Genomic DNA, 19,882 nt, shown 5'->3' on the forward strand with positions numbered 1-19,882 from the left:
TGATGCTGAACAAATACCCTCTGTGGAAATACGTACTGATCCTGGCGGTGCTGGCGATCGGTTTGATTTATTCCGCTCCCAATCTTTATCCTGACGATCCGGCCATTCAGGTCAGTGGTGCAAGTACTGCGCTGCAGGTTAATCAGGCGGATCTGGATCGTGTGAGCAAAGCGCTCAACGACGCCGGGATCAACGTCAAGGCTGCCACTCTTTCGGCCAACGGCAAGGGCGGTTTGTTGCGTCTGACCAAGGCTGAAGACCAACTGCCAGCCAAAGACGTCGTGCGCAAGGCGCTGGGTGATGACTATGTTGTCGCGCTGAACCTGGCACAAACAACCCCGCAATGGCTGCGCACCCTTGGCGCGCATCCGATGAAGCTGGGTCTGGACTTGTCCGGTGGTGTGCACTTCCTGCTTGAAGTGGACATGGATAAAGCCCTCGACGCCCGCCTGAAAGTCTACGAAGGCGACGTCAAGAGCCTGTTGCGTAAAGAGAAGCTGCGCTATCGCAGCCTGCCGCAACTCAATGGCGCCATTCAGCTGGGTTTCAGTGATGAAGCTTCCCGCGAAGACGCTCGTGCGCTGATCCGCAAGAACTTCAACGATTTCGACATTGTTCCGGCCGACCTCAATGGTCAGGCGGTACTGCGTCTGGCGATGACCCCGGCCAAGCTGGCGGAAATCCGCGAATACTCCATCAAGCAGAACTTGACCACGGTGCGTAACCGCGTCAACGAGCTGGGTGTTGCCGAACCTATCGTTCAGCGTCAGGGCGCCAACCGCATCGTGGTTGAGCTGCCAGGCGTGCAAGACACTGCCGAAGCCAAGCGTATCCTCGGCAAGACGGCCAACCTCGAGTTCCGTCTGGCCGCTGAGCCAGGTGCGTCCAAAGCTACTTCCGAGACCTTCGAGTTCCGTGAGGGCAAGCGTCCTCCTGCGCAAATCGAGCGTGGCCTGATCATCACTGGCGACCAGGTCACTGACGCCAAGGCTGGTTTCGGTGAGCACGGTGCGCCGGAAGTGAACATTCGTCTGGACGGTCACGGTGGTGAGCTGATGAACCGTGCGACGCGTTCCAACGTCGGTCGCAGCATGGCGGTGATCTTCATCGAGCAGCGCCCGGTGACGACTTACGTCAAGCAGATGGTCAACGGCGTCGAGAAAGACGTGCCGGTTCAGACCTTCAAGGAAGAGAAAAAGATCATCAGCCTGGCGACCATTCAGTCGCCGCTGGGTGCGCAGTTCCGCATCACTGGCCTGAACGGTCAGGGCGAGTCCTCGGAGCTGGCATTGCTGCTGCGCGCCGGTGGTCTGGCGGCACCGATGTACTTTGCTGAAGAGCGCACGATCGGTCCAAGCCTGGGTGCTGACAACATCACCAAGGGTATCGATGCGTCGCTGTGGGGTATGCTGTTCGTTTCGCTGTTCATCATGGCCATCTACCGCTTCTTCGGCCTGATCGCCACGGTTGCGCTGGCGGTGAACATGGTGCTGCTGCTGGCCTTGATGTCTCTGCTGGGGGCAACGCTGACCCTGCCAGGTATCGCCGGTATCGTCTTGACCATGGGTATGGCGGTCGACGCCAACGTACTGATCTTCTCGCGGATACGTGAAGAGATCGCGGCCGGCATGACGGTGCAGCGGGCAATCAACGAAGGCTTCGGCCGGGCATTCACTGCGATTCTCGACGCCAACCTGACCACTCTGCTGGTCGGCGGCATCCTCTTTGCGATGGGCACCGGCCCGGTCAAAGGCTTCGCAGTGACCATGTCCCTCGGGATCTTTACCTCGATGTTCACGGCCATCATGGTGACCCGCGCGATGGTCAACCTGATCTTCGGCGGTCGTGACTTCAAGAAGTTGTGGATTTAAGGGGCTGCCATGTTACGTACTATCAACTTCATGGGCGTTCGCAACGTTGCGTTCGGCGTCACATTGTTCCTTACCGCTCTGGCGTTGTTCAGCTGCTTCCACAAGGGCATGAACTACGGTCTGGACTTCACCGGCGGTACGCTCATCGAGCTGACCTACGAGCATCCGGCCGACGTCATGAAGGTTCGCTCCCAGCTGACTGAGGCGGGTTATCACGAAGCGATCGTTCAGAGCTTCGGCGCTACCACCGATTTGCTGGTGCGCATGCCTGGCGAAGACCCGCAGCTGGGTCACCAGGTCGCTGAAGCGCTGCAGAAAGTCGGCGGCGACAACCCGGCCGTGGTCAAGCGTGTCGAGTTCGTGGGCCCGCAGGTCGGTGAAGAGCTGCGCGACCAGGGCGGCCTCGGCATGCTCATGGCGCTGGGCGGCATTCTGATCTACCTGGCGTTCCGCTTTCAGTGGAAGTTCGCGGTCGGTGCGATTGTCTCGCTGATCCACGACGTGATCGTGACCATCGGTATCCTGTCGTTCTTCCAGATCACCTTCGACCTGACGGTATTGGCGGCGGTACTGGCGATCATCGGTTACTCGCTGAACGACACCATTGTGGTATTCGACCGGGTTCGTGAGAACTTCCGGGTGCTGCGCAAGGCTACGCTGATCGAGAACATCAACATCTCGACCACGCAAACCCTGCTGCGGACCATGGCGACGTCGATCTCCACCTTGCTGGCGATCTCGGCGCTGCTGTTCTTCGGCGGCGACAACCTGTTCGGCTTCTCCATTGCGCTGTTTATCGGTGTTCTGGCGGGTACTTACTCGTCGATCTACATCGCGAACGTGGTGCTGATCTGGCTGAACCTGAGCAGCGAGGACCTGATTCCTCCTGCCAATACCGAGAAGGAAGTGGACGACCGCCCTTGAGGCGTTATTTCCTCTCGTTATAACCAGAAGGCGCGAGTATTGAACTCGCGCCTTTTTTTATGCTCCAACATTGGGAGAAGCGCGGGCACGTCCCGCATGTGATGGTCAGGAGGTTCATGTGAACAAGTCGTTACTGGTTGGTGCGGTATTGGGTGCTGTCGGTGTCACTGCCGGAGGCGCTGTTGCCACCTACAGCCTGGTAAAAAGCGGCGGACCTGAGTATGCGCAAGTACTGGCAGTCGAGCCGGTCAAGACACAGATCAAGACGCCACGTGAAGTGTGCAGGGATGTACCTGTTACCCGGCAGGCGCCGGTGAAGGATCAGCATCAGATCCTCGGTACGGTGATCGGCGCAGTCGGCGGTGGTCTGTTGGGCAATATGGTCGGTGGCGGTAATGGCAAAAAACTTGCCACCGTGGCCGGTGCGGTTGGCGGCGGTTACGCCGGCAACAGAGTGCAGGAAGGCATGCAGGAGCGTGATACCAGCACCTCGATGCAAAGGCGTTGCGAAACGGTCAACGACGTCAGCGACAAGCTCGTAGGCTATGACGTTCGGTATTCGTTGGGTGGTAAAGAAGGCAAAGTGCGGATGGATCGTGATCCGGGCAACCAGATTCCGGTCGACAAGGACGGTCATCTGATCCTGGGACAGAATCAGCCCGCTCAGAAATAAGCTGATTGCCAGGCTCAAAAAAAGCACCCGAACGGGTGCTTTTTTGTACCCGGGATTTATGCCCACCCCTCATCCCCTGTGGGAGCGAGCTTGCTCGCGATGGCTATATATCAGTCGACATCAATGTTGAATGTTAGATGGTCATCGCGAGCAAGCTCGCTCCCACAATGGGGATGTGGTGTTTTCAAGGTCAAATCTCAGGCATAAAAAAAGCACCCCGAAGGGTGCTTTTTTGTGCCTGGCGCTTAGCGTTTCAGCGAGGCTGGCAGGTGCGGCTGGATGGCCGTCAGGACTGCTTTGAAGCACTTGGTGTTACCGGCAACGATGTGGCCTTTTTCAAGGAAATCGTGACCGCCGGTGAAGTCGCTCACCAGGCCGCCAGCTTCCTGGATCAGCAGGGCGCCTGCAGCCATGTCCCACTCGGACAGGCCCGACTCCCAAAATGCGTCGAAACGGCCGGCAGCTACGTAGGCCAGGTCCAGGCTCGCTGCGCCAGCGCGGCGGATGCCGGCGGTCTGGCCAACCAGGGCGCGGAACATGCCCAGGTAGTTGTCGAGGTTGTCCATCTGGTCGTCACGGAACGGGAAGCCCGTACCCAGCAGCGCGCCTTCAAGGCTGGTGCGACCGCTTACGCGCAGACGACGACCGTTGAGTTGAGCGCCACGACCACGGCTGGCGGTGAATTCTTCCTGGCGAACCGGGTCCAGAACCACTGCGTGTTCCAGGCGGCCACGGTATTTGCAGGCGATGCTGACGGCGAAATGCGGAACGCCGCGCAGGAAGTTGGTGGTGCCGTCCAGTGGGTCGATGATCCACAGGTATTCTTCACCTTCGATCCCGGTACCGGCGTGCATGCCGGTCTCTTCACCCATGATCGAATGATTCGGGTAAGCCTTGCGCAGCGCGTCGATGATTTTCTGTTCGGCAGCGCGATCCACTTCGGACACATAGTCCTTGGCGTCTTTTTCGTCGACCTTGATGGTATCCAGGCGCTCGATGGAGCGGAAGATCAATTCACTGGCGCTGCGGGCGGCGCGCAGCGCGATATTCAGCATGGGCTGCATGGATGTGTCACCTAAGGTTGTTAAAGAAAGCCGAGCATTCTATCAGAAGTTTTCTTCAGGTGAAGGTCGGCGTTCGCTTTCATAGCTTAACGGTAGGATCAACTGTAAGATTTGCTCCCCATATTTAGTGTCAGAGAGCGCCTCCCTTGCTGCAGAACATTCGTGTCGTCCTGGTCAATACCAGCCATCCGGGGAATATCGGCGGGGCTGCGCGTGCCATGAAGAACATGGGCCTGTCGCGACTGGTGCTGGTCGAGCCGCGGTTGTTCCCGCACCACGAAGCCGATGCGCGTGCTTCCGGTGCTGGCGACATCCTGGAAAACGCCCAGGTCGTCGCCACGCTGGAAGATGCGCTGGTCGGCTGTAATCTGGTGCTCGGCACCAGCGCGCGTGACCGTCGTATCCCTTGGCCGCTGCTCGATCCCCGTGAATGTGGGGTGAAGGTGGTCGAGGAAGCGGCGCAAGGCGCCGAGATCGCGTTGGTGTTTGGTCGTGAAGACTCCGGCCTGACCAATGAAGAGCTGCAGCGATGTCATTATCACGTGCACATCCCATCGGACCCTGAGTTCAGTTCGCTGAATCTCGGGGCAGCGGTGCAGGTGTTGAGCTATGAAGTGCGCATGTCCTGGTTGGCGGCTGAAGGTCAGCCAAGCAAGATCGAGAAGGATGAAGTGGCGTCCACCAAGAGTGGCGAGCTGGCGACCATGGATGAGCTTGAGCGATTCTATGAGCACCTGGAACAGACTCTGGTGGCCATCGAATTCCTCGATCCGGAAAAGCCACGGCACTTGATGGCGCGCCTGCGTCGGTTGTACGGACGAAGCTCGGTCAGTCGGGCGGAAATGAATATTTTGCGTGGCATCCTCACGGAAACCCAAAAAGCGGCCCGTGGTGAGCTCCTTAAGCGGAAGGATTAATGATGTTCGAGCGTTTGCATGAAGATATCCAGAGCGTTTTCCACCGTGACCCGGCGGCACGTAATGCTTTCGAGGTGCTGACCTGCTACCCGGGCATGCACGCCATCTGGATTCATCGTCTGTCGTCGGCGTTATGGGGCATGGGCTGGAAATGGCTGGCCCGGCTGGTATCGAACTTCGGTCGCTGGTTGACCGGGATCGAAATTCATCCAGGCGCCAAGGTTGGCCGTCGCTTCTTTATTGACCATGGCATGGGTATTGTCATCGGCGAAACCGCTGAAATCGGCAATGACGTGACGCTGTATCAGGGCGTGACCCTCGGCGGTACCAGTTGGAACAAAGGCAAGCGCCACCCGACGCTGGAAGACGGCGTAGTGGTGGGGGCGGGTGCCAAGGTGCTGGGTCCGTTCACCGTGGGTGCCGGTGCCAAGGTGGGTTCCAATGCGGTGGTGACCAAGGCTGTGCCGGCAGGGGCAACGGTGGTCGGTATTCCGGGGCGGATTATCGTCAAGTCCGATGATGAGCTGGAAGCCAGGCGCAAGGCCATGGCCGAGAAGATTGGTTTTGATGCCTACGGCGTCAGTGAAGACATGCCGGACCCGGTGGCGCGCGCCATCGGTCAGTTGCTGGATCACCTGCAAGCGGTCGACGGTCGTCTGGAAGACATGTGCGGCGCGCTCAAGGACCTGGGCAGCCCTTACTGTGCCAAAGACTTGCCCGAGCTGCGCGAAGAAGACTTCGCCTGTGTAAAAGGCAAGGATGAAAGCAAGGCCAGCTGAATCGGGTTGGCCCCATCGCGAGCGGGCTCGCTCCCACACTGGATCTATGCAACACCAGAGAACCCTTGTGGGAGCGAGCTTGCTCGCGATGAGCGATAACGCGCATTTGCTGGTCGATCACCTCCAGCCTTTGCTATAGTGCGCGCGCTCTTTTGCGGGTAAACCTGACTAAAGTACTAGGTCTTATAGTTGACTTAAATACTCGGGAATTGCATACTCGCCCCCATCCCGAAACTCCGTGGTAATTGTCCATGCGACTGACTACAAAAGGCCGATACGCTGTCACCGCCATGCTTGACCTGGCGTTGCACGCGCAACACGGGCCGGTGTCCCTGGCCGATATCTCTGAGCGCCAAGGCATTTCCCTGTCCTACCTCGAACAGCTTTTCGCCAAATTGCGCCGCAGCAATCTGGTCTCCAGTGTTCGTGGTCCGGGTGGTGGCTACCAGCTATCGCGTGACATGCAGGGCATCCAGGTCGCTCAGGTGATCGATGCGGTAAACGAATCGGTCGATGCAACCAAATGCCAGGGCCTGGGTGATTGCCATGGTGGCGACACCTGCCTGACTCACCACTTGTGGTGTGATCTGAGCCTGCAAATCCACGAATTTCTGAGCGGTATCAGCTTGGCTGACCTTGTCACTCGCCGTGAGGTGCAGGAAGTAGCCCAGCGTCAGGACCAGCGTCGTTGCAACAGCAAGACACCGCGTCTGGACAAGATTGAAGCGTCCGCCGTCGAATGACAGCCAAAGAGCTAGCGGCACGCCAGCCAGCCTGATTTAGGAGAGAGTCCATGAAATTGCCGATTTACCTTGATTACTCTGCGACCACCCCGGTTGATCCGCGTGTCGCGCAAAAGATGAGTGAATGCCTGCTGGTCGACGGAAACTTCGGTAACCCGGCGTCCCGCTCCCACGTGTTCGGCTGGAAAGCCGAAGAATCGGTCGAAAACGCTCGCCGCCAGGTCGCCGATCTGGTCAACGCCGACCCGCGTGAAATCGTCTGGACCTCCGGTGCCACCGAGTCCGACAACCTGGCAATCAAGGGTGTCGCGCATTTCTATGGCACCAAAGGCAAGCACCTGATCACCACCAAGATCGAACACAAGGCTGTCCTCGACACCATGCGCCAACTGGAGCGCGAAGGTTTCGAAGTCACCTACCTCGATCCTCGTGAAGACGGTCTGGTGACGCCTGAGATGATCGAAGCCGCGCTGCGTGATGACACCATCCTGGTCTCGGTCATGCACGTGAACAACGAAATCGGCACCATCAACGACATCGCAGCCATCGGCGAACTGACCCGCTCCAAGGGCATCCTGTTCCATGTCGACGCTGCACAGTCCACTGGCAAGGTCGAGATCGACCTGCAGAAGCTGAAAGTCGATCTGATGTCCTTCTCGGCTCACAAAACCTATGGCCCTAAAGGCATCGGTGCGCTGTACGTAAGCCGCAAGCCGCGTGTTCGCCTTGAAGCGGCCATGCACGGCGGCGGTCACGAGCGCGGCATGCGTTCCGGCACCCTGGCGACTCACCAGATCGTTGGCATGGGCGAAGCGTTCCGTGTGGCCAAGGAAGACATGGCTGCCGAAAACGTCCGTATCAAAGCCCTGAGCGACCGTTTCTTCAAGCAGGTCGAAGGCCTCGAAGAGCTGTACGTCAACGGCAGCCTGACTGCTCGCGTTCCGCACAACCTGAACCTGAGCTTCAACTACGTTGAAGGCGAGTCGCTGATCATGGCGCTCAAGGATCTGGCAGTATCGTCCGGTTCGGCCTGCACCTCGGCGTCGCTTGAGCCTTCGTACGTACTGCGCGCCCTGGGCCGCAACGACGAACTGGCACACAGCTCGATTCGCTTCACCTTCGGCCGTTTCACCACCGAAGAAGAAATCGATTATGCCGCGCAGAAAGTCTGCGAGGCCGTCACCAAGCTGCGCGCTCTGTCGCCGCTGTGGGACATGTACAAAGACGGCGTCGACATTTCGAAAATCGAGTGGGCGGCACACTAACGAATTAAGTCGCCGCACACGGGCTCTGTAAACCTGTTGAAACGTTGGCTTGCAGGGCCCGAAGAGCGACTATCTGATGAGTGAGGATTGAATCATGGCTTACAGCGAAAAGGTCATCGACCACTACGAGAACCCGCGCAACGTCGGCAAGATGGACGCGGAAGATCCTGATGTCGGCACCGGCATGGTCGGCGCTCCGGCGTGCGGCGACGTTATGCGCCTGCAAATCAAGGTCAACGAGCAAGGCATCATCGAAGATGCCAAGTTCAAGACCTACGGCTGCGGCTCTGCCATTGCTTCCAGCTCCCTCGCCACCGAGTGGATGAAGGGCAAGACGCTGGATGAGGCAGAAACCATCAAGAACACTCAGCTGGCTGAAGAACTGGCCTTGCCGCCAGTGAAAATCCACTGCTCGGTACTCGCTGAAGACGCCATCAAGGCTGCCGTTCGCGATTACAAGCAGAAGAAAGGCTTGATCTGACTTTCAAGTATTGGCGACGAGTAAGGAGTCACCGATGGCTATCAGCATGACAGAAGCGGCTGCTCAACACGTGCGACGCTCCCTCGACGGGCGCGGCAAGGGTGATGGGATTCGTCTGGGTGTTCGCACCACGGGCTGTTCCGGCCTTGCCTACGTGCTGGAGTTTGTCGATGAGGTAGGGGCAGACGATCAGGTATTCGAAAGTCACGGCGAGAAAGTGATCATCGATCCGAAAAGCCTGGCGTACCTGGACGGCACCGAGCTCGATTTCGTCAAGGAAGGGTTGAACGAAGGCTTCAAGTTCAACAATCCCAACGTGCGCGGTGAATGTGGCTGCGGCGAAAGCTTCAACATCTGAGGCTGCTCGTGGGTACTCCTTGTCATTTCGCTTTATTTGAGCTGCAACCGAGCTTCACTCTGGATCTCGATCAGCTGGCTACGCGCTACCGTGAGTTGGCGCGCGGCGTTCATCCAGATCGCTTTGCTGACGCTTCCGAGCGCGAGCAACGGCTGGCGCTAGAGCAATCCGCAAGCCTCAACGAGGCCTACCAGACGCTCAAAAGTCCCCCCAAGCGCGCGCGTTACCTGCTCGCCATGGGTGGTCGTGAGCTGCCGCTGGAGGTCACGGTGCATGATCCGGAATTTCTTCTGCAGCAGATGCATTGGCGTGAAGAGCTCGAAGACCTGCAGGACAGCGCCGATCTGGCGGGTATTGCAGTGTTCAAGCGTCGCCTGAAGGTCGCTCAGGATGAACTGAACGAAAGCTTCGCAGCTTGCTGGAATGATGCAGCGCAACGTGAACAGGCCGAACGCCTGATGCGGCGCATGCAGTTCCTCGACAAGCTCACCTACGAAGTGCGCCAGTTAGAAGAGCGCCTCGACGATTAACCCAGTGCCGCCTCGGTCGCACGCCTGATATACAGATAAGTCCTGATAACGATGGCCCTACTGCAGATCGCCGAACCCGGCCAAAGTCCTCAACCGCACCAGCGTCGTCTGGCTGTGGGGATCGACTTGGGCACTACCAATTCGCTGGTCGCTGCGTTGCGCAGTGGTCTTTCCGAGCCGCTGGCCGACGCAGACGGGCAGGTCATTCTGCCGTCTGCGGTGCGCTATCACGCTGACCGTGTCGAGGTCGGCGAGTCCGCCAAACTGGCAGCCGCTACCGATCCGCTGAACACGGTGTTGTCGGTCAAGCGCTTGATGGGTCGTGGTCTGTCCGACGTCAAGCAATTGGGCGAACAGCTGCCGTACCGCTTTGTCGATGGCGAGTCGCACATGCCGTTCATCGACACCGTGCAAGGGTCGAAAAGCCCGGTCGAAGTTTCCGCCGATATCCTCAAGGTGCTGCGTCAGCGCGCCGAGTTGACGCTGGGCGGCGAACTGGTTGGCGCGGTGATCACCGTTCCGGCTTATTTCGATGACGCACAACGCCAGGCGACCAAGGATGCGGCCAAGCTGGCGGGTCTGAACGTGCTGCGTTTGCTCAACGAGCCGACCGCGGCGGCGGTGGCTTATGGTCTGGATCAGCATGCTGAAGGCCTGGTTGCCATTTACGACCTGGGCGGCGGCACCTTCGATATTTCGATTCTGCGTCTGACCGGCGGCGTGTTTGAAGTGCTGGCCACCGGTGGCGACAGCGCCCTGGGCGGCGATGATTTCGACCACGCGATTGCTGGCTGGATCATCGAGAGCGCGGGCTTGTCCGCTGACCTCGATCCGGGGGCGCAACGTCATCTGCTGCAAACCGCCTGTGCGGCCAAAGAAGCCCTGACGAATGCCGCGACGGTTGAAGTCGCCTATGACGGCTGGAAATCCCAGCTGACCCGTGAAGCCTTCGATGCGCTGATCGAGCCGATGGTTGCTCGCAGTCTGAAAGCCTGCCGTCGCGCCGTGCGTGATTCCGGTATCGAACTGGAAGAAGTGCACGCCGTGGTGATGGTCGGCGGTTCGACCCGTGTACCGCGTGTTCGCGATGCCGTGGCGCAAGCCTTTGGTCGTCAGCCACTGACCGAGATCGATCCGGATCAGGTGGTGGCCATTGGTGCTGCGATCCAGGCCGATACCTTGGCTGGCAACAAGCGCGATGGCGGCGAACTGCTGCTGCTCGACGTGATTCCGTTGTCCCTGGGGCTGGAAACCATGGGCGGTCTGATGGAGAAGGTGATTCCGCGTAACACCACCATCCCTGTCGCCCGCGCTCAAGATTTCACGACGTATAAAGATGGCCAGTCGGCCATGATGATTCATGTGCTGCAGGGCGAGCGCGAGCTGATCAGCGATTGCCGTTCCCTGGCGCGCTTCGAATTGCGCGGTATTCCGGCCATGGTGGCGGGTGCGGCGAAGATTCGCGTGACCTTCCAGGTCGACGCCGATGGCTTGCTCAGCGTGGCCGCCCGCGAGTTGGGTTCGGGCGTTGAGGCGAGCATCCAGGTCAAGCCGTCCTACGGCCTGACCGACGGCGAAATCGCCCGCATGCTCAAGGATTCGTTCCAGCACGCCAACGACGACAAAGTCGCCCGCGTATTGCGTGAGCAGCAAGTCGATGCCCAGCGTTTGATCGAAGCGGTGCAGGGCGCCCTCGATGTTGACGGCGAGCGTCTGCTCGACGCCGAAGAGCGCATGGTCATCGAGTTGCAGATGCAGAAACTGACCGAATTGATGAAAGGCACCGATGGTTACGCCATCGAGCAGCAGACCAAGCGTCTGTCGCAAGTGACCGATGCCTTTGCTGCGCGCCGCCTGGACTCGACGGTGAAAGCCGCTCTGGCGGGGCGTAACCTGAATGAAATCGAGGAATAACTGATGCCGCAGATCATTTTTCTGCCACACGCCGAGCATTGCCCGGACGGTTTGGTTGTAGAGGCTGAGACCGGCAAGTCCATCCTCGAAGTGGCCCATGACAACCATATCGAGATCGAGAGCGCCTGCGGCGGCGTCTGTGCCTGCACCACCTGTCACTGCATCATTCGCGAAGGCTTTGACTCGCTGAATGAGGCCGATGAGCTGGAAGAGGACTATCTTGATCGAGCCTGGGGTCTGGAAGCGCAGTCGCGACTGACCTGCCAGGCAGTCGTCGGGACTGAAGACCTGACCGTCGAAATTCCTAAATACTCGCTCAACCATGCAGCCGAAGCGCCGCATTGATTCAAGGAACTGGCATGAGTCTTAAATGGGTTGATGTGCTGGAAATCGCGATCCAGCTGGCTGAAAGCAAGCCGGATGTGGATCCGCGTTACGTGAACTTCGTCGATCTGCACCAATGGGTGCTGGCGTTGCCGGAGTTCAATGATGACGCTGCTCGCGGTGGCGAGAAGGTGCTTGAAGCCATTCAAGCGGCCTGGATCGAAGAAGCCGACTGAACGCACCGTACGCCGTTAGGCAATACCAAAGAACCCGCGTATAATTCGCGGGTTTAATTTTTCGCAAATTACCGTTTCTGGAGTTACACCATGGCTGTTCAACGTACTTTCTCCATCATCAAGCCTGACGCAGTTGCAAAAAACGTTATCGGCGAGATCACCACTCGTTTCGAAAAAGCTGGCCTGCGCGTTGTAGCTTCGAAACTGAAGCAACTGTCCAAAGCTGAAGCTGAAGGCTTCTACGCTGAGCACAGCGCTCGTGGTTTCTTCAACGACCTGGTTGCTTTCATGATCTCCGGTCCGGTTGTCGTTCAGGTTCTGGAAGGCGAAAACGCTATCGCTCTGAACCGTGAGCTGATGGGCGCTACCAACCCTAAAGAAGCTGCTGCCGGTACCATCCGCGCTGACTTCGCTGACTCCATCGACGCCAACGCTGTGCACGGTTCGGACTCCGAAGCCGCTGCTGCTCGCGAAATCTCGTACTTCTTCGCAGCTACTGAAGTAACCACTCGCTAAGCATTGGCTTATGAGTGAAGGTGAATCCATGACTACATCGACTGCAAAAACTAACCTGCTGGGTCTGACTCAGCTGGAAATGGAAAAATTCTTCGACTCAATCGGGGAGAAGCGTTTCCGTGCCGGTCAGGTAATGAAGTGGATTCACCACCTTGGCGTCGATGATTTCGACGCCATGACGAACGTCAGCAAGGCCTTGCGCGACAAGCTCAAGGCTATTGCCGAAGTTCGCGGCCCCGAAGTGGTCAGCGAGGACATCTCCAGCGACGGCACCCGTAAGTGGGTGGTGCGCGTGGCGTCCGGCAGCTGCGTCGAGACCGTCTACATTCCCCAGGGCAAACGCGGCACTCTGTGCGTTTCGTCCCAGGCAGGCTGTGCCCTGGATTGCAGTTTCTGCTCCACCGGCAAGCAAGGTTTCAACAGCAACCTCACCGCCGCCGAAGTCATCGGCCAGGTGTGGATTGCCAATAAATCGTTCGGCAGCATCCCGGCAACCGCCGACCGTGCCATCACCAACGTGGTGATGATGGGCATGGGTGAGCCGCTGCTGAACTTCGACAACGTCGTTGCCGCCATGCACCTGATGATGGACGACCTGGGCTACGGCATTTCCAAGCGCCGTGTAACCCTGTCGACCTCAGGCGTGGTGCCGATGATCGATGAGCTGTCCAAGCACATCGACGTTTCCCTGGCGTTGTCCCTGCACGCACCCAACGATGCGTTGCGCAACCAGCTGGTACCGATCAACAAGAAATACCCGCTGAAAATGCTCCTCGAGTCCTGCCGCCGCTACATGTCGTCCCTGGGCGAGAAGCGCGTGCTGACCATCGAGTACACCTTGCTCAAGGACATCAATGACAAGGTCGAGCATGCGGTTGAAATGATCGAGTTGCTCAAGGACACCCCTTGCAAGATCAACCTGATCCCGTTCAACCCGTTCCCCCATTCCGGTTACGAGCGGCCGAGCAACAACGCCATCCGTCGTTTCCAGGATCAACTTCATCACGCTGGCTTCAATGTCACCGTGCGCACCACCCGTGGCGAAGACATCGACGCTGCGTGTGGCCAATTGGTAGGACAGGTGCTGGATCGCACCCGTCGTAGCGAACGTTATATCGCCGTGCGTGAGTTGAGCGCCGACAACGATATGGCGCAAGACGCTGCGAATCGCACTTAAGAGAGGATCTCTATGTCACTGCGCCTAGCGCTGCTTCTGCTGTTCGCCAGCCTGTCGGCTGGTTGTGTTCTGTCGGGTGATTTCAATCCGATGAAAACCAGCAAGGGGCGCGACGAGGCGCGTGCTGCTTACGTGCAGCTGGGCGTGGGGTATTTGCAACAGGGCATGACCGAGCGGGCGAAAGTCCCGTTGAAGAAGGCCCTTGAACTGGATAGCTCCGACCCGGATGCCAACGCGGCGTTGGGCCTGGTATTTCAGGCCGAAATGGAGCCTGAGCTCGCCGATCAACATTTTCGCAAGGCACTGTCCGGTCGTCCGGGCGATGCACGCATCCTGAACAACTACGGCAGCTTTCTCTTTGAAGAGAAACGTTACAAAGAAGCGTACGAGCGCTTTGAGCAAGCGGCTGCCGATAGCCTTTATCCTGAGCGTTCACGGGTTTTCGAGAACCTTGGCATGACTGCTTCAATGCTCGGCCAGCGTGACCTGGCCCGGCAGCAACTGGAAAAAGCCCTGCGCCTGAACCGACAACAGCCACGTGCGTTGCTGGAAATGGCTGAGTTGTCGTACGAAGACAGGCATTATGTGCCCGCGCGTGACTATTACGATCGTTTTAGCCTGCTCGCCGAGCAAAATGCACGTAGTCTATTGCTCGGCGTTCGGCTGGCCAAAGTGTTCGAAGATCGCGACAAGGCCGCCAGTTTTGGCCTGCAATTAAAACGACTCTATCCCGGTACGCCGGAATATCAGCAATACCTGTCGGAGCAATGATGAAAGCGGCGCATCCAGAAGTTGTAGCAGCGACTCGCGTAAACCCCGGAGAGACCCTGCGTCAGGCCCGCGAAGGCAATGGTTGGTCGCTGGCGGAAGTAGCGCTCAAGCTCAATCTCACCGTGAATTCCTTGAAGAATCTGGAAGACGGCGCTTTCGACAAGCTGCCTGGGCATACCTTTGCTCGCGGCTATATCCGTGCTTACGCTAAATTGCTGGGCATGGACCAGGCCGTTCTGGTGCAGCAGTTCGACCAGCACACCGGCACCGATTCCAAGGGCAGCAACGTGCAAGGCCTTGGGCGTATCGAGGAGCCATCGCGGGTTTCCCACACCATTTTGCGCATCGTCAGCCTGTTGCTGCTGATTGCCGTGGTGGGGGGCGGTTTTGTCTGGTGGCAGGATCAAACGTCGTTGCGCACCAAGGACCTGATTGGTCTGAGCCCAGAGCACGTCGAAGTCGAAGGCGCCGATGGCACCACACAGATCCATCCGCTCGACGAGCCGGAAGATCAAGCTGTGGTAGAAGGTCAGACCGAAGCCGGGACGCCTCTTGCACTGCCTGAAGGCCCGGCGACTAGCGACGTTCAGGCAACTGTTGAAGCGCCAGCTCCGGCTGCTCCGGTAGCCCCTGTAGTCGTGCCGACGGCTCCGGTTGTCGCGCCAGCTCGCACTGCGCCGGCCCCGGTTGTTGCGACACCCGTGGCACCCGCGCCTGTTGCGCCAGCGCCAGTCGTGGCCGCCGCGCCAGCACTAGCCGCTCCGGCTGCTGCACCGGCCGCTCCGGTTGCCGGCGCGGGTCAGGTTCGGATTCAGTTCTCTGCCAACTGCTGGACGCAAGTCACCGATGGCAACGGCAAAGTGCTGTTGAGCGGTCTAAAACGTAAGGGCGAAACCGCCGACGTCAGCGGTAAACCACCGTTTACAGTACGCCTGGGCTACGCCCGTGGCGCGCAGGTCAGCTACAACGGGCAAGTGGTCGATGTAGCTCCGTTCACCAGTGGCGAGACTGCTCGCCTGAAGTTGGGTCAATAAGTCATGCACGGCGAATCTCCAATCAAGCGTCGCGAATCCCGCAAAATCTGGGTTGGTTCGGTACCGGTGGGCGGTGATGCGCCTATCGCTGTACAGAGCATGACCAACAGCGACACCAATGACGTTGCCGCCACCGTGGCCCAGATCAATCGTCTGGAAGCGGCTGGCGTCGATATCGTGCGGATTTCCGTTCCAGACATGGACGCCGCCGAAGCCTTCGGTCGAATCAAACAGCTGGTCAAGGTGCCGCTGGTTGCCGACATTCACTTCGACTACAAGATCGCCTTGCGCGTAGCCGAACTGGGCGTCGATTGCCTGCGCATCAACCCGGGCAACATCGGTCGTGAAGACCGTGTGCGCGCGGTGGTCGATGCCGCCCGTGACCGCGGGATTCCGATCCGTATCGGCGTCAACGCCGGTTCCCTGGAAAAAGACCTGCAAAAGAAATACGGCGAGCCAACGCCTGCCGCGCTGGTCGAGTCGGCCCTGCGTCACGTCGAGCACCTTGAACGCCTGAACTTCCAGGACTTCAAGGTCAGCGTGAAGGCCTCCGACGTGTTCATGGCCGTCGAAGCCTATCGTCTGCTGGCCAAGGAAATCGTCCAGCCACTGCACTTGGGTATCACTGAAGCCGGCGGTTTGCGTTCAGGCACAGTGAAATCCGCCGTGGGCCTCGGTATGCTGCTCGCCGAAGGGATTGGCGATACTATTCGCATCTCGTTGGCGGCTGACCCGGTCGAGGAAGTGAAAGTCGGCTACGACATTCTCAAATCCCTGCACCTGCGTTCCCGTGGCATCAACTTCATCGCCTGCCCGAGCTGCTCGCGGCAGAACTTCGATGTGGTGAAAACCATGAACGAACTGGAAGGGCGCCTCGAAGATCTGCTGGTGCCGCTGGATGTTGCAGTCATCGGTTGCGTGGTCAACGGTCCCGGCGAAGCCAAAGAGGCCCACATTGGCCTGACTGGCGGTACGCCGAACCTGATTTACATCGACGGCAAGCCGTCGCAGAAATTGACGAATGACAATCTGGTGGATGAGCTGGAAAGGCTGATCCGTCAGAAAGCGGCCGAAAAGGTCGAAGCCGACGCGGCAGTTATCGCCCGCGGCTGATCGAACGAATTAAGGAATTTTTGTGAGCAAGTCTCTGCAAGCCATTCGTGGCATGAACGACATCCTGCCCGAACAGACCCCTTTGTGGCGTCATTTCGAGGGCACCGTTTCGCGTCTGCTGGATAACTACGGTTACAAGCAGATTCGCATGCCGATCGTCGAATTCACCGAGCTGTTCAAACGCTCCATCGGTGAAGTGACCGACATCGTCGAAAAAGAGATGTACACCTTCGACGACCGTAACGGCGACTCGCTGACGCTGCGCCCCGAGGGCACGGCGGCGTGCGTGCGTGCAGTGCTTGAGCACGGCATCACGGGCGGTGGTCAGGTGCAGAAACTCTGGTACATCGGTCCGATGTTCCGCCACGAGCGTCCACAGAAAGGCCGTTATCGTCAGTTCCACCAGATCGGTTGCGAGGTTTTCAACCTTGATGGTCCGGACATCGACGCCGAACTGATCGTGCTGACCTGGCGCCTGTGGGGCGAGCTGGGGATCCGTGACGCGGTCAAGCTCGAGCTCAACAGCCTGGGCACCAGCGAATCTCGCGGTCGTTATCGCGATGCACTGGTGGAGTACCTGACAGCACGTCTGGACCAACTGGACGAAGACAGCCAGCGCCGTCTGAAAACCAACCCGCTGCGGGTGCTGGATACCAAGAACGCCGATACCCAGGCGGCACTGCTCGATGCGCCGAAGATGGCGGACTACCTCGACGAAGAGTCGCGTACTCACTTCGAGGGCCTGAAGGCGCGTCTGGATGCTGCCGGCATTCCTTATGTGATCAACCCGAAGCTGGTGCGCGGGCTGGATTACTACAGCAAAACCGTATTCGAATGGGTCACCGACAAGCTCGGCGCCCAGGGCACCGTCTGCGCGGGTGGCCGTTACGACGGTCTGGTCGAGCAGATGGGCGGCAAGCCGACCCCGGGCGTTGGTTTCGCCATGGGCATCGAGCGTCTGGTGCTGCTGCTCGAAACCCTGGAGCAGATCCCGGAAGAAATCTCCCGTCAGGTTGACGTCTACCTTTGCGCCTTCGGCGAGGCGGCCGAACTGGCTGCTCTGACGCTGAGCGAGCGGGTGCGCGATCAACTGCCTAACCTGCGTCTGCAGATCAATGCTGGCGCCGGCAGCTTCAAAAGTCAGTTCAAGAAGGCCGACAAGAGTGGTGCGTTGTACGCATTGATCCTCGGTGACGATGAAATGGCCCAGCAAGTGGTAGGTTTCAAACCCCTGCGTGGCCAGGGCGAACAACAAAGCATTGCCTGGGATGCGCTTGCCGCTCACCTGGCCACCTGCGTCGTGCAGGGTTGAAGCTGTCAAACAGCCGATTTAGCGAATAAGGAGTATTGGGGTGTCGAGTACCGAAGACGAACATCTGGCGGAATTCAAAGACTGGTGGCAGCGTAACGGCAAACCTCTAGTGACCGGCGGCCTGTTGGCACTGGTCATCGTGTTCGGCTGGCAGGCGTTTCACAAGTATCAGAGCAATCAGTCGCAAGGCGCCTCGATGCTCTATCAGCAATTGCTGGAAACCACGCTGACCCCGGACGGCAAGCCTGACATGGCCCGCGTAGCGGACCTCGCCAACAAGCTCAACAGCGAGTTCGGCGGCACGGCTTACGCACAATACGGCAGCCTGTTCGTGGCGAAAGTCGCGGTCGACAGCGGCAAGCTGGATGATGCTGCAAGCGAACTCAAGGCTGTGGCTGACAAGCCTGTCAACCCGACTCTGGGCGAAGTGGCGCGTCAACGTCTGGCTCAGGTTCTGGCCGCACAGAACAAGGCTGACGAAGCGCTGAAACTGCTCGAAGGCGATGCCGACAAGGCATTCCTGGCCACTCGCGAAGAACTCAAGGGTGACCTGCTGGTCCAGTTGGGTCGTACCGATGAAGCCCACGCTGCTTATCAAAAAGCCAAGGCTGCGCTGTCGGATGAAGCGGCGGTCGGTGGCTTACAAATCAAGCTGGACGACCTGGCCAAAGGGGATGCGTGACGTGATCCGTTGGAAACATGCAGCATTGCTGGCTCTGGCCATTCTGGCCGCGGGTTGCAGCAGCAACAGCAAAAAAGAACTGCCGCCGGCTGAGCTGGTCAACTTCAAAGAAGAAGTTGTCCTGCAGAAGCAGTGGAGCCGTTCGGTCGGTAATGGTCAGGGCGAAACCTACAACATGCTGGTGCCGGCCATCGATGGCAATACCATCTATGCCGCCGACGTCAAAGGCATTGTGATGGCGCTGGATCGCATGAACGGCGACGTCAAATGGAAGAAAGATCTTGAACTGCCGGTGTCCGGCGCCGTTGGCGTGGGTTACGGGCTGGTCATGGTCGGCACGCTCAAAGGCGAAGTCGTTGCCCTGGATGCGAGTTCGGGTGAAGAGAAATGGCGCGCTCGCGTGACCAGTGAAGTCCTCGCGCCGCCAGCCAACAACGGTGACGTTGTAGTGGTGCAGACTCAGGACGATCGTGTGATCGGTCTGGATGCTGCCACCGGTAATCAGCGCTGGTTGTATGACAGCACTCCAGCGGTACTGACTCTGCGTGGCACCAGTGCGCCGATCGTTACCAACCGCCTGGCGATTGCCGGTCTGTCGACCGGTAAAGTCGTGGCGCTGGATATCTCCAACGGCGTGCCGGTCTGGGAGCAGCGCATTGCGATTCCACAGGGCCGCTCGGAGCTGGAGCGTGTGGTCGACATCGACGGTGGCCTGCTGCTGTCCGGCGACAAGGTCTATGTGGCCAGCTATCAGGGGCGCGTTGCGGCCCTGGACCTGCAAAGCGGTCGTCAGCTCTGGCAGCGTGATGCTTCCAGCTATGCCGGTGTCGCTCAAGGTTTCGGCAGCGTCTACATCAGCCTCGCTTCGGGTACCGTTGAAGGCGTCGACGAGCGTTCGACCACGTCTTTGTGGGCCAACGACTCGCTGGCCCGCCGTCAACTGTCGGCGCCGGAAGTGTTCTCCAGCTACGTTGCAGTCGGTGACCTGGAAGGTTACCTGCACCTGCTGAGTCAGGTAGACGGTCGTTTCGTCGGCCGTGAACGCATCGACAGCGACGGCCTGCGTGCCCGTCCGCTGGTGATGGGTGACATGATTTACGTGTATGGCAACAGCGGCAAACTGGAAGCCCTGACCATCAAGTAATGGTTTGACTATGCTTGGGGTTAGTTCCCCAAGCGGCCCCGTTCTACGGGGCTC

22 protein-coding genes are annotated in these 19,882 nt (G+C 58.9%); 21 read left to right on the forward strand and 1 reads right to left on the reverse strand.

Annotated features, from left to right (window positions below):
* Nucleotides 1-2 precede the first annotated feature (2 nt).
* The 3 genes from secD (at nt 3) to BK659_RS10950 (ending at nt 3,468) form a co-directional block, all read left to right on the forward strand.
* Entirely contained in the window at nt 3-1,871 is a 1,869-nt protein-coding gene (secD, locus tag BK659_RS10940) for a protein translocase subunit SecD (RefSeq protein WP_123425084.1), read from the forward strand.
* A gap of 9 nt (nt 1,872-1,880) precedes the next feature.
* The gene (secF, locus tag BK659_RS10945) at nt 1,881-2,795 is read left to right on the forward strand and encodes a protein translocase subunit SecF (RefSeq protein ID WP_123425085.1); all 915 of its coding nucleotides are present in this window, start codon (nt 1,881-1,883) and stop codon (nt 2,793-2,795) included.
* A 118-nt stretch (nt 2,796-2,913) separates the two neighbouring features.
* Entirely contained in the window at nt 2,914-3,468 is a 555-nt protein-coding gene (locus BK659_RS10950) for a glycine zipper 2TM domain-containing protein (protein WP_123425086.1), read from the forward strand.
* A gap of 245 nt (nt 3,469-3,713) precedes the next feature.
* Here BK659_RS10950 and suhB read toward each other — a convergent pair whose 3' ends face one another.
* Nucleotides 3,714-4,532: a type III secretion system regulator SuhB gene (gene suhB / locus BK659_RS10955; protein ID WP_123425087.1), complete on the reverse strand. Its 819-nt coding sequence runs from the start codon at nt 4,530-4,532 to the stop codon at nt 3,714-3,716.
* A gap of 146 nt (nt 4,533-4,678) precedes the next feature.
* Here suhB and trmJ point away from each other — a divergent pair, with 146 nt between their 5' ends.
* The 18 genes from trmJ to bamB all read left to right on the forward strand — a co-directional run bounded on the left by trmJ (nt 4,679) and on the right by bamB (nt 19,828).
* Nucleotides 4,679-5,449 (forward strand): tRNA (cytosine(32)/uridine(32)-2'-O)-methyltransferase TrmJ, encoded by a 771-nt coding sequence (gene trmJ / locus BK659_RS10960; protein ID WP_123425088.1) that lies wholly within the window; start codon nt 4,679-4,681, stop codon nt 5,447-5,449.
* 2 nt (nt 5,450-5,451) lie between these two features.
* Entirely contained in the window at nt 5,452-6,228 is a 777-nt protein-coding gene (cysE, locus tag BK659_RS10965; RefSeq protein WP_123425089.1) for a serine O-acetyltransferase, read from the forward strand.
* A gap of 251 nt (nt 6,229-6,479) precedes the next feature.
* Entirely contained in the window at nt 6,480-6,971 is a 492-nt protein-coding gene (iscR, locus tag BK659_RS10970) for a Fe-S cluster assembly transcriptional regulator IscR (protein ID WP_019693470.1), read from the forward strand.
* Between the two features lie 50 nt (nt 6,972-7,021).
* Nucleotides 7,022-8,236 carry an IscS subfamily cysteine desulfurase gene (locus BK659_RS10975; protein WP_123425090.1) on the forward strand — a complete coding sequence of 405 codons (1,215 nt, stop codon included), beginning with the start codon at nt 7,022-7,024 and terminating at the stop codon, nt 8,234-8,236.
* 94 nt (nt 8,237-8,330) lie between these two features.
* The gene (gene iscU, locus BK659_RS10980) at nt 8,331-8,717 is read left to right on the forward strand and encodes a Fe-S cluster assembly scaffold IscU (RefSeq protein ID WP_003443374.1); all 387 of its coding nucleotides are present in this window, start codon (nt 8,331-8,333) and stop codon (nt 8,715-8,717) included.
* 34 nt (nt 8,718-8,751) lie between these two features.
* The gene (iscA, locus tag BK659_RS10985) at nt 8,752-9,075 is read left to right on the forward strand and encodes an iron-sulfur cluster assembly protein IscA (RefSeq protein ID WP_123425091.1); all 324 of its coding nucleotides are present in this window, start codon (nt 8,752-8,754) and stop codon (nt 9,073-9,075) included.
* A gap of 8 nt (nt 9,076-9,083) precedes the next feature.
* Nucleotides 9,084-9,605 carry a co-chaperone HscB gene (gene hscB / locus BK659_RS10990; RefSeq protein WP_123425092.1) on the forward strand — a complete coding sequence of 174 codons (522 nt, stop codon included), beginning with the start codon at nt 9,084-9,086 and terminating at the stop codon, nt 9,603-9,605.
* 51 nt (nt 9,606-9,656) lie between these two features.
* Nucleotides 9,657-11,519 (forward strand): Fe-S protein assembly chaperone HscA, encoded by a 1,863-nt coding sequence (gene hscA / locus BK659_RS10995; RefSeq protein ID WP_123425093.1) that lies wholly within the window; start codon nt 9,657-9,659, stop codon nt 11,517-11,519.
* A gap of 3 nt (nt 11,520-11,522) precedes the next feature.
* Nucleotides 11,523-11,864, forward strand: coding sequence for an ISC system 2Fe-2S type ferredoxin (gene fdx / locus BK659_RS11000; protein WP_123425094.1), 342 nt, complete (start codon nt 11,523-11,525; stop codon nt 11,862-11,864).
* Between the two features lie 14 nt (nt 11,865-11,878).
* A complete protein-coding gene (gene iscX, locus BK659_RS11005) occupies nt 11,879-12,079 on the forward strand; it encodes a Fe-S cluster assembly protein IscX (protein ID WP_071553503.1) in 201 nt (66 codons plus the stop codon).
* A 90-nt stretch (nt 12,080-12,169) separates the two neighbouring features.
* On the forward strand, nt 12,170-12,595 hold the full coding sequence (gene ndk / locus BK659_RS11010; protein ID WP_007903599.1) for a nucleoside-diphosphate kinase: 426 nt from the start codon (nt 12,170-12,172) through the stop codon (nt 12,593-12,595).
* A gap of 28 nt (nt 12,596-12,623) precedes the next feature.
* The gene (gene rlmN / locus BK659_RS11015) at nt 12,624-13,772 is read left to right on the forward strand and encodes a dual-specificity RNA methyltransferase RlmN (protein WP_123425095.1); all 1,149 of its coding nucleotides are present in this window, start codon (nt 12,624-12,626) and stop codon (nt 13,770-13,772) included.
* A gap of 12 nt (nt 13,773-13,784) precedes the next feature.
* Nucleotides 13,785-14,543 (forward strand): type IV pilus biogenesis/stability protein PilW, encoded by a 759-nt coding sequence (gene pilW, locus BK659_RS11020; RefSeq protein ID WP_123425096.1) that lies wholly within the window; start codon nt 13,785-13,787, stop codon nt 14,541-14,543.
* On the forward strand, nt 14,543-15,577 hold the full coding sequence (locus BK659_RS11025; protein WP_123425097.1) for a RodZ domain-containing protein: 1,035 nt from the start codon (nt 14,543-14,545) through the stop codon (nt 15,575-15,577). Before pilW ends, BK659_RS11025 begins: the two co-directional genes overlap by 1 nt.
* Nucleotides 15,578-15,580: 3 nt before the next feature.
* The gene (ispG, locus tag BK659_RS11030; RefSeq protein WP_019693460.1) at nt 15,581-16,690 is read left to right on the forward strand and encodes a flavodoxin-dependent (E)-4-hydroxy-3-methylbut-2-enyl-diphosphate synthase; all 1,110 of its coding nucleotides are present in this window, start codon (nt 15,581-15,583) and stop codon (nt 16,688-16,690) included.
* A gap of 22 nt (nt 16,691-16,712) precedes the next feature.
* Nucleotides 16,713-18,002 (forward strand): histidine--tRNA ligase, encoded by a 1,290-nt coding sequence (gene hisS, locus BK659_RS11035; RefSeq protein WP_123425098.1) that lies wholly within the window; start codon nt 16,713-16,715, stop codon nt 18,000-18,002.
* A 40-nt stretch (nt 18,003-18,042) separates the two neighbouring features.
* Entirely contained in the window at nt 18,043-18,684 is a 642-nt protein-coding gene (locus tag BK659_RS11040) for a tetratricopeptide repeat protein (protein ID WP_123425099.1), read from the forward strand.
* Nucleotides 18,677-19,828, forward strand: a complete 1,152-nt coding sequence (gene bamB, locus BK659_RS11045; protein ID WP_123425100.1) for an outer membrane protein assembly factor BamB — start codon at nt 18,677-18,679, stop codon at nt 19,826-19,828. Before BK659_RS11040 ends, bamB begins: the two co-directional genes overlap by 8 nt.
* Nucleotides 19,829-19,882 lie beyond the last annotated feature (54 nt).

This window comes from Pseudomonas brassicacearum, assembly GCF_003732225.1.
GTDB classification, from domain to species: Bacteria; Pseudomonadota; Gammaproteobacteria; order Pseudomonadales; family Pseudomonadaceae; genus Aquipseudomonas; species Aquipseudomonas brassicacearum_E.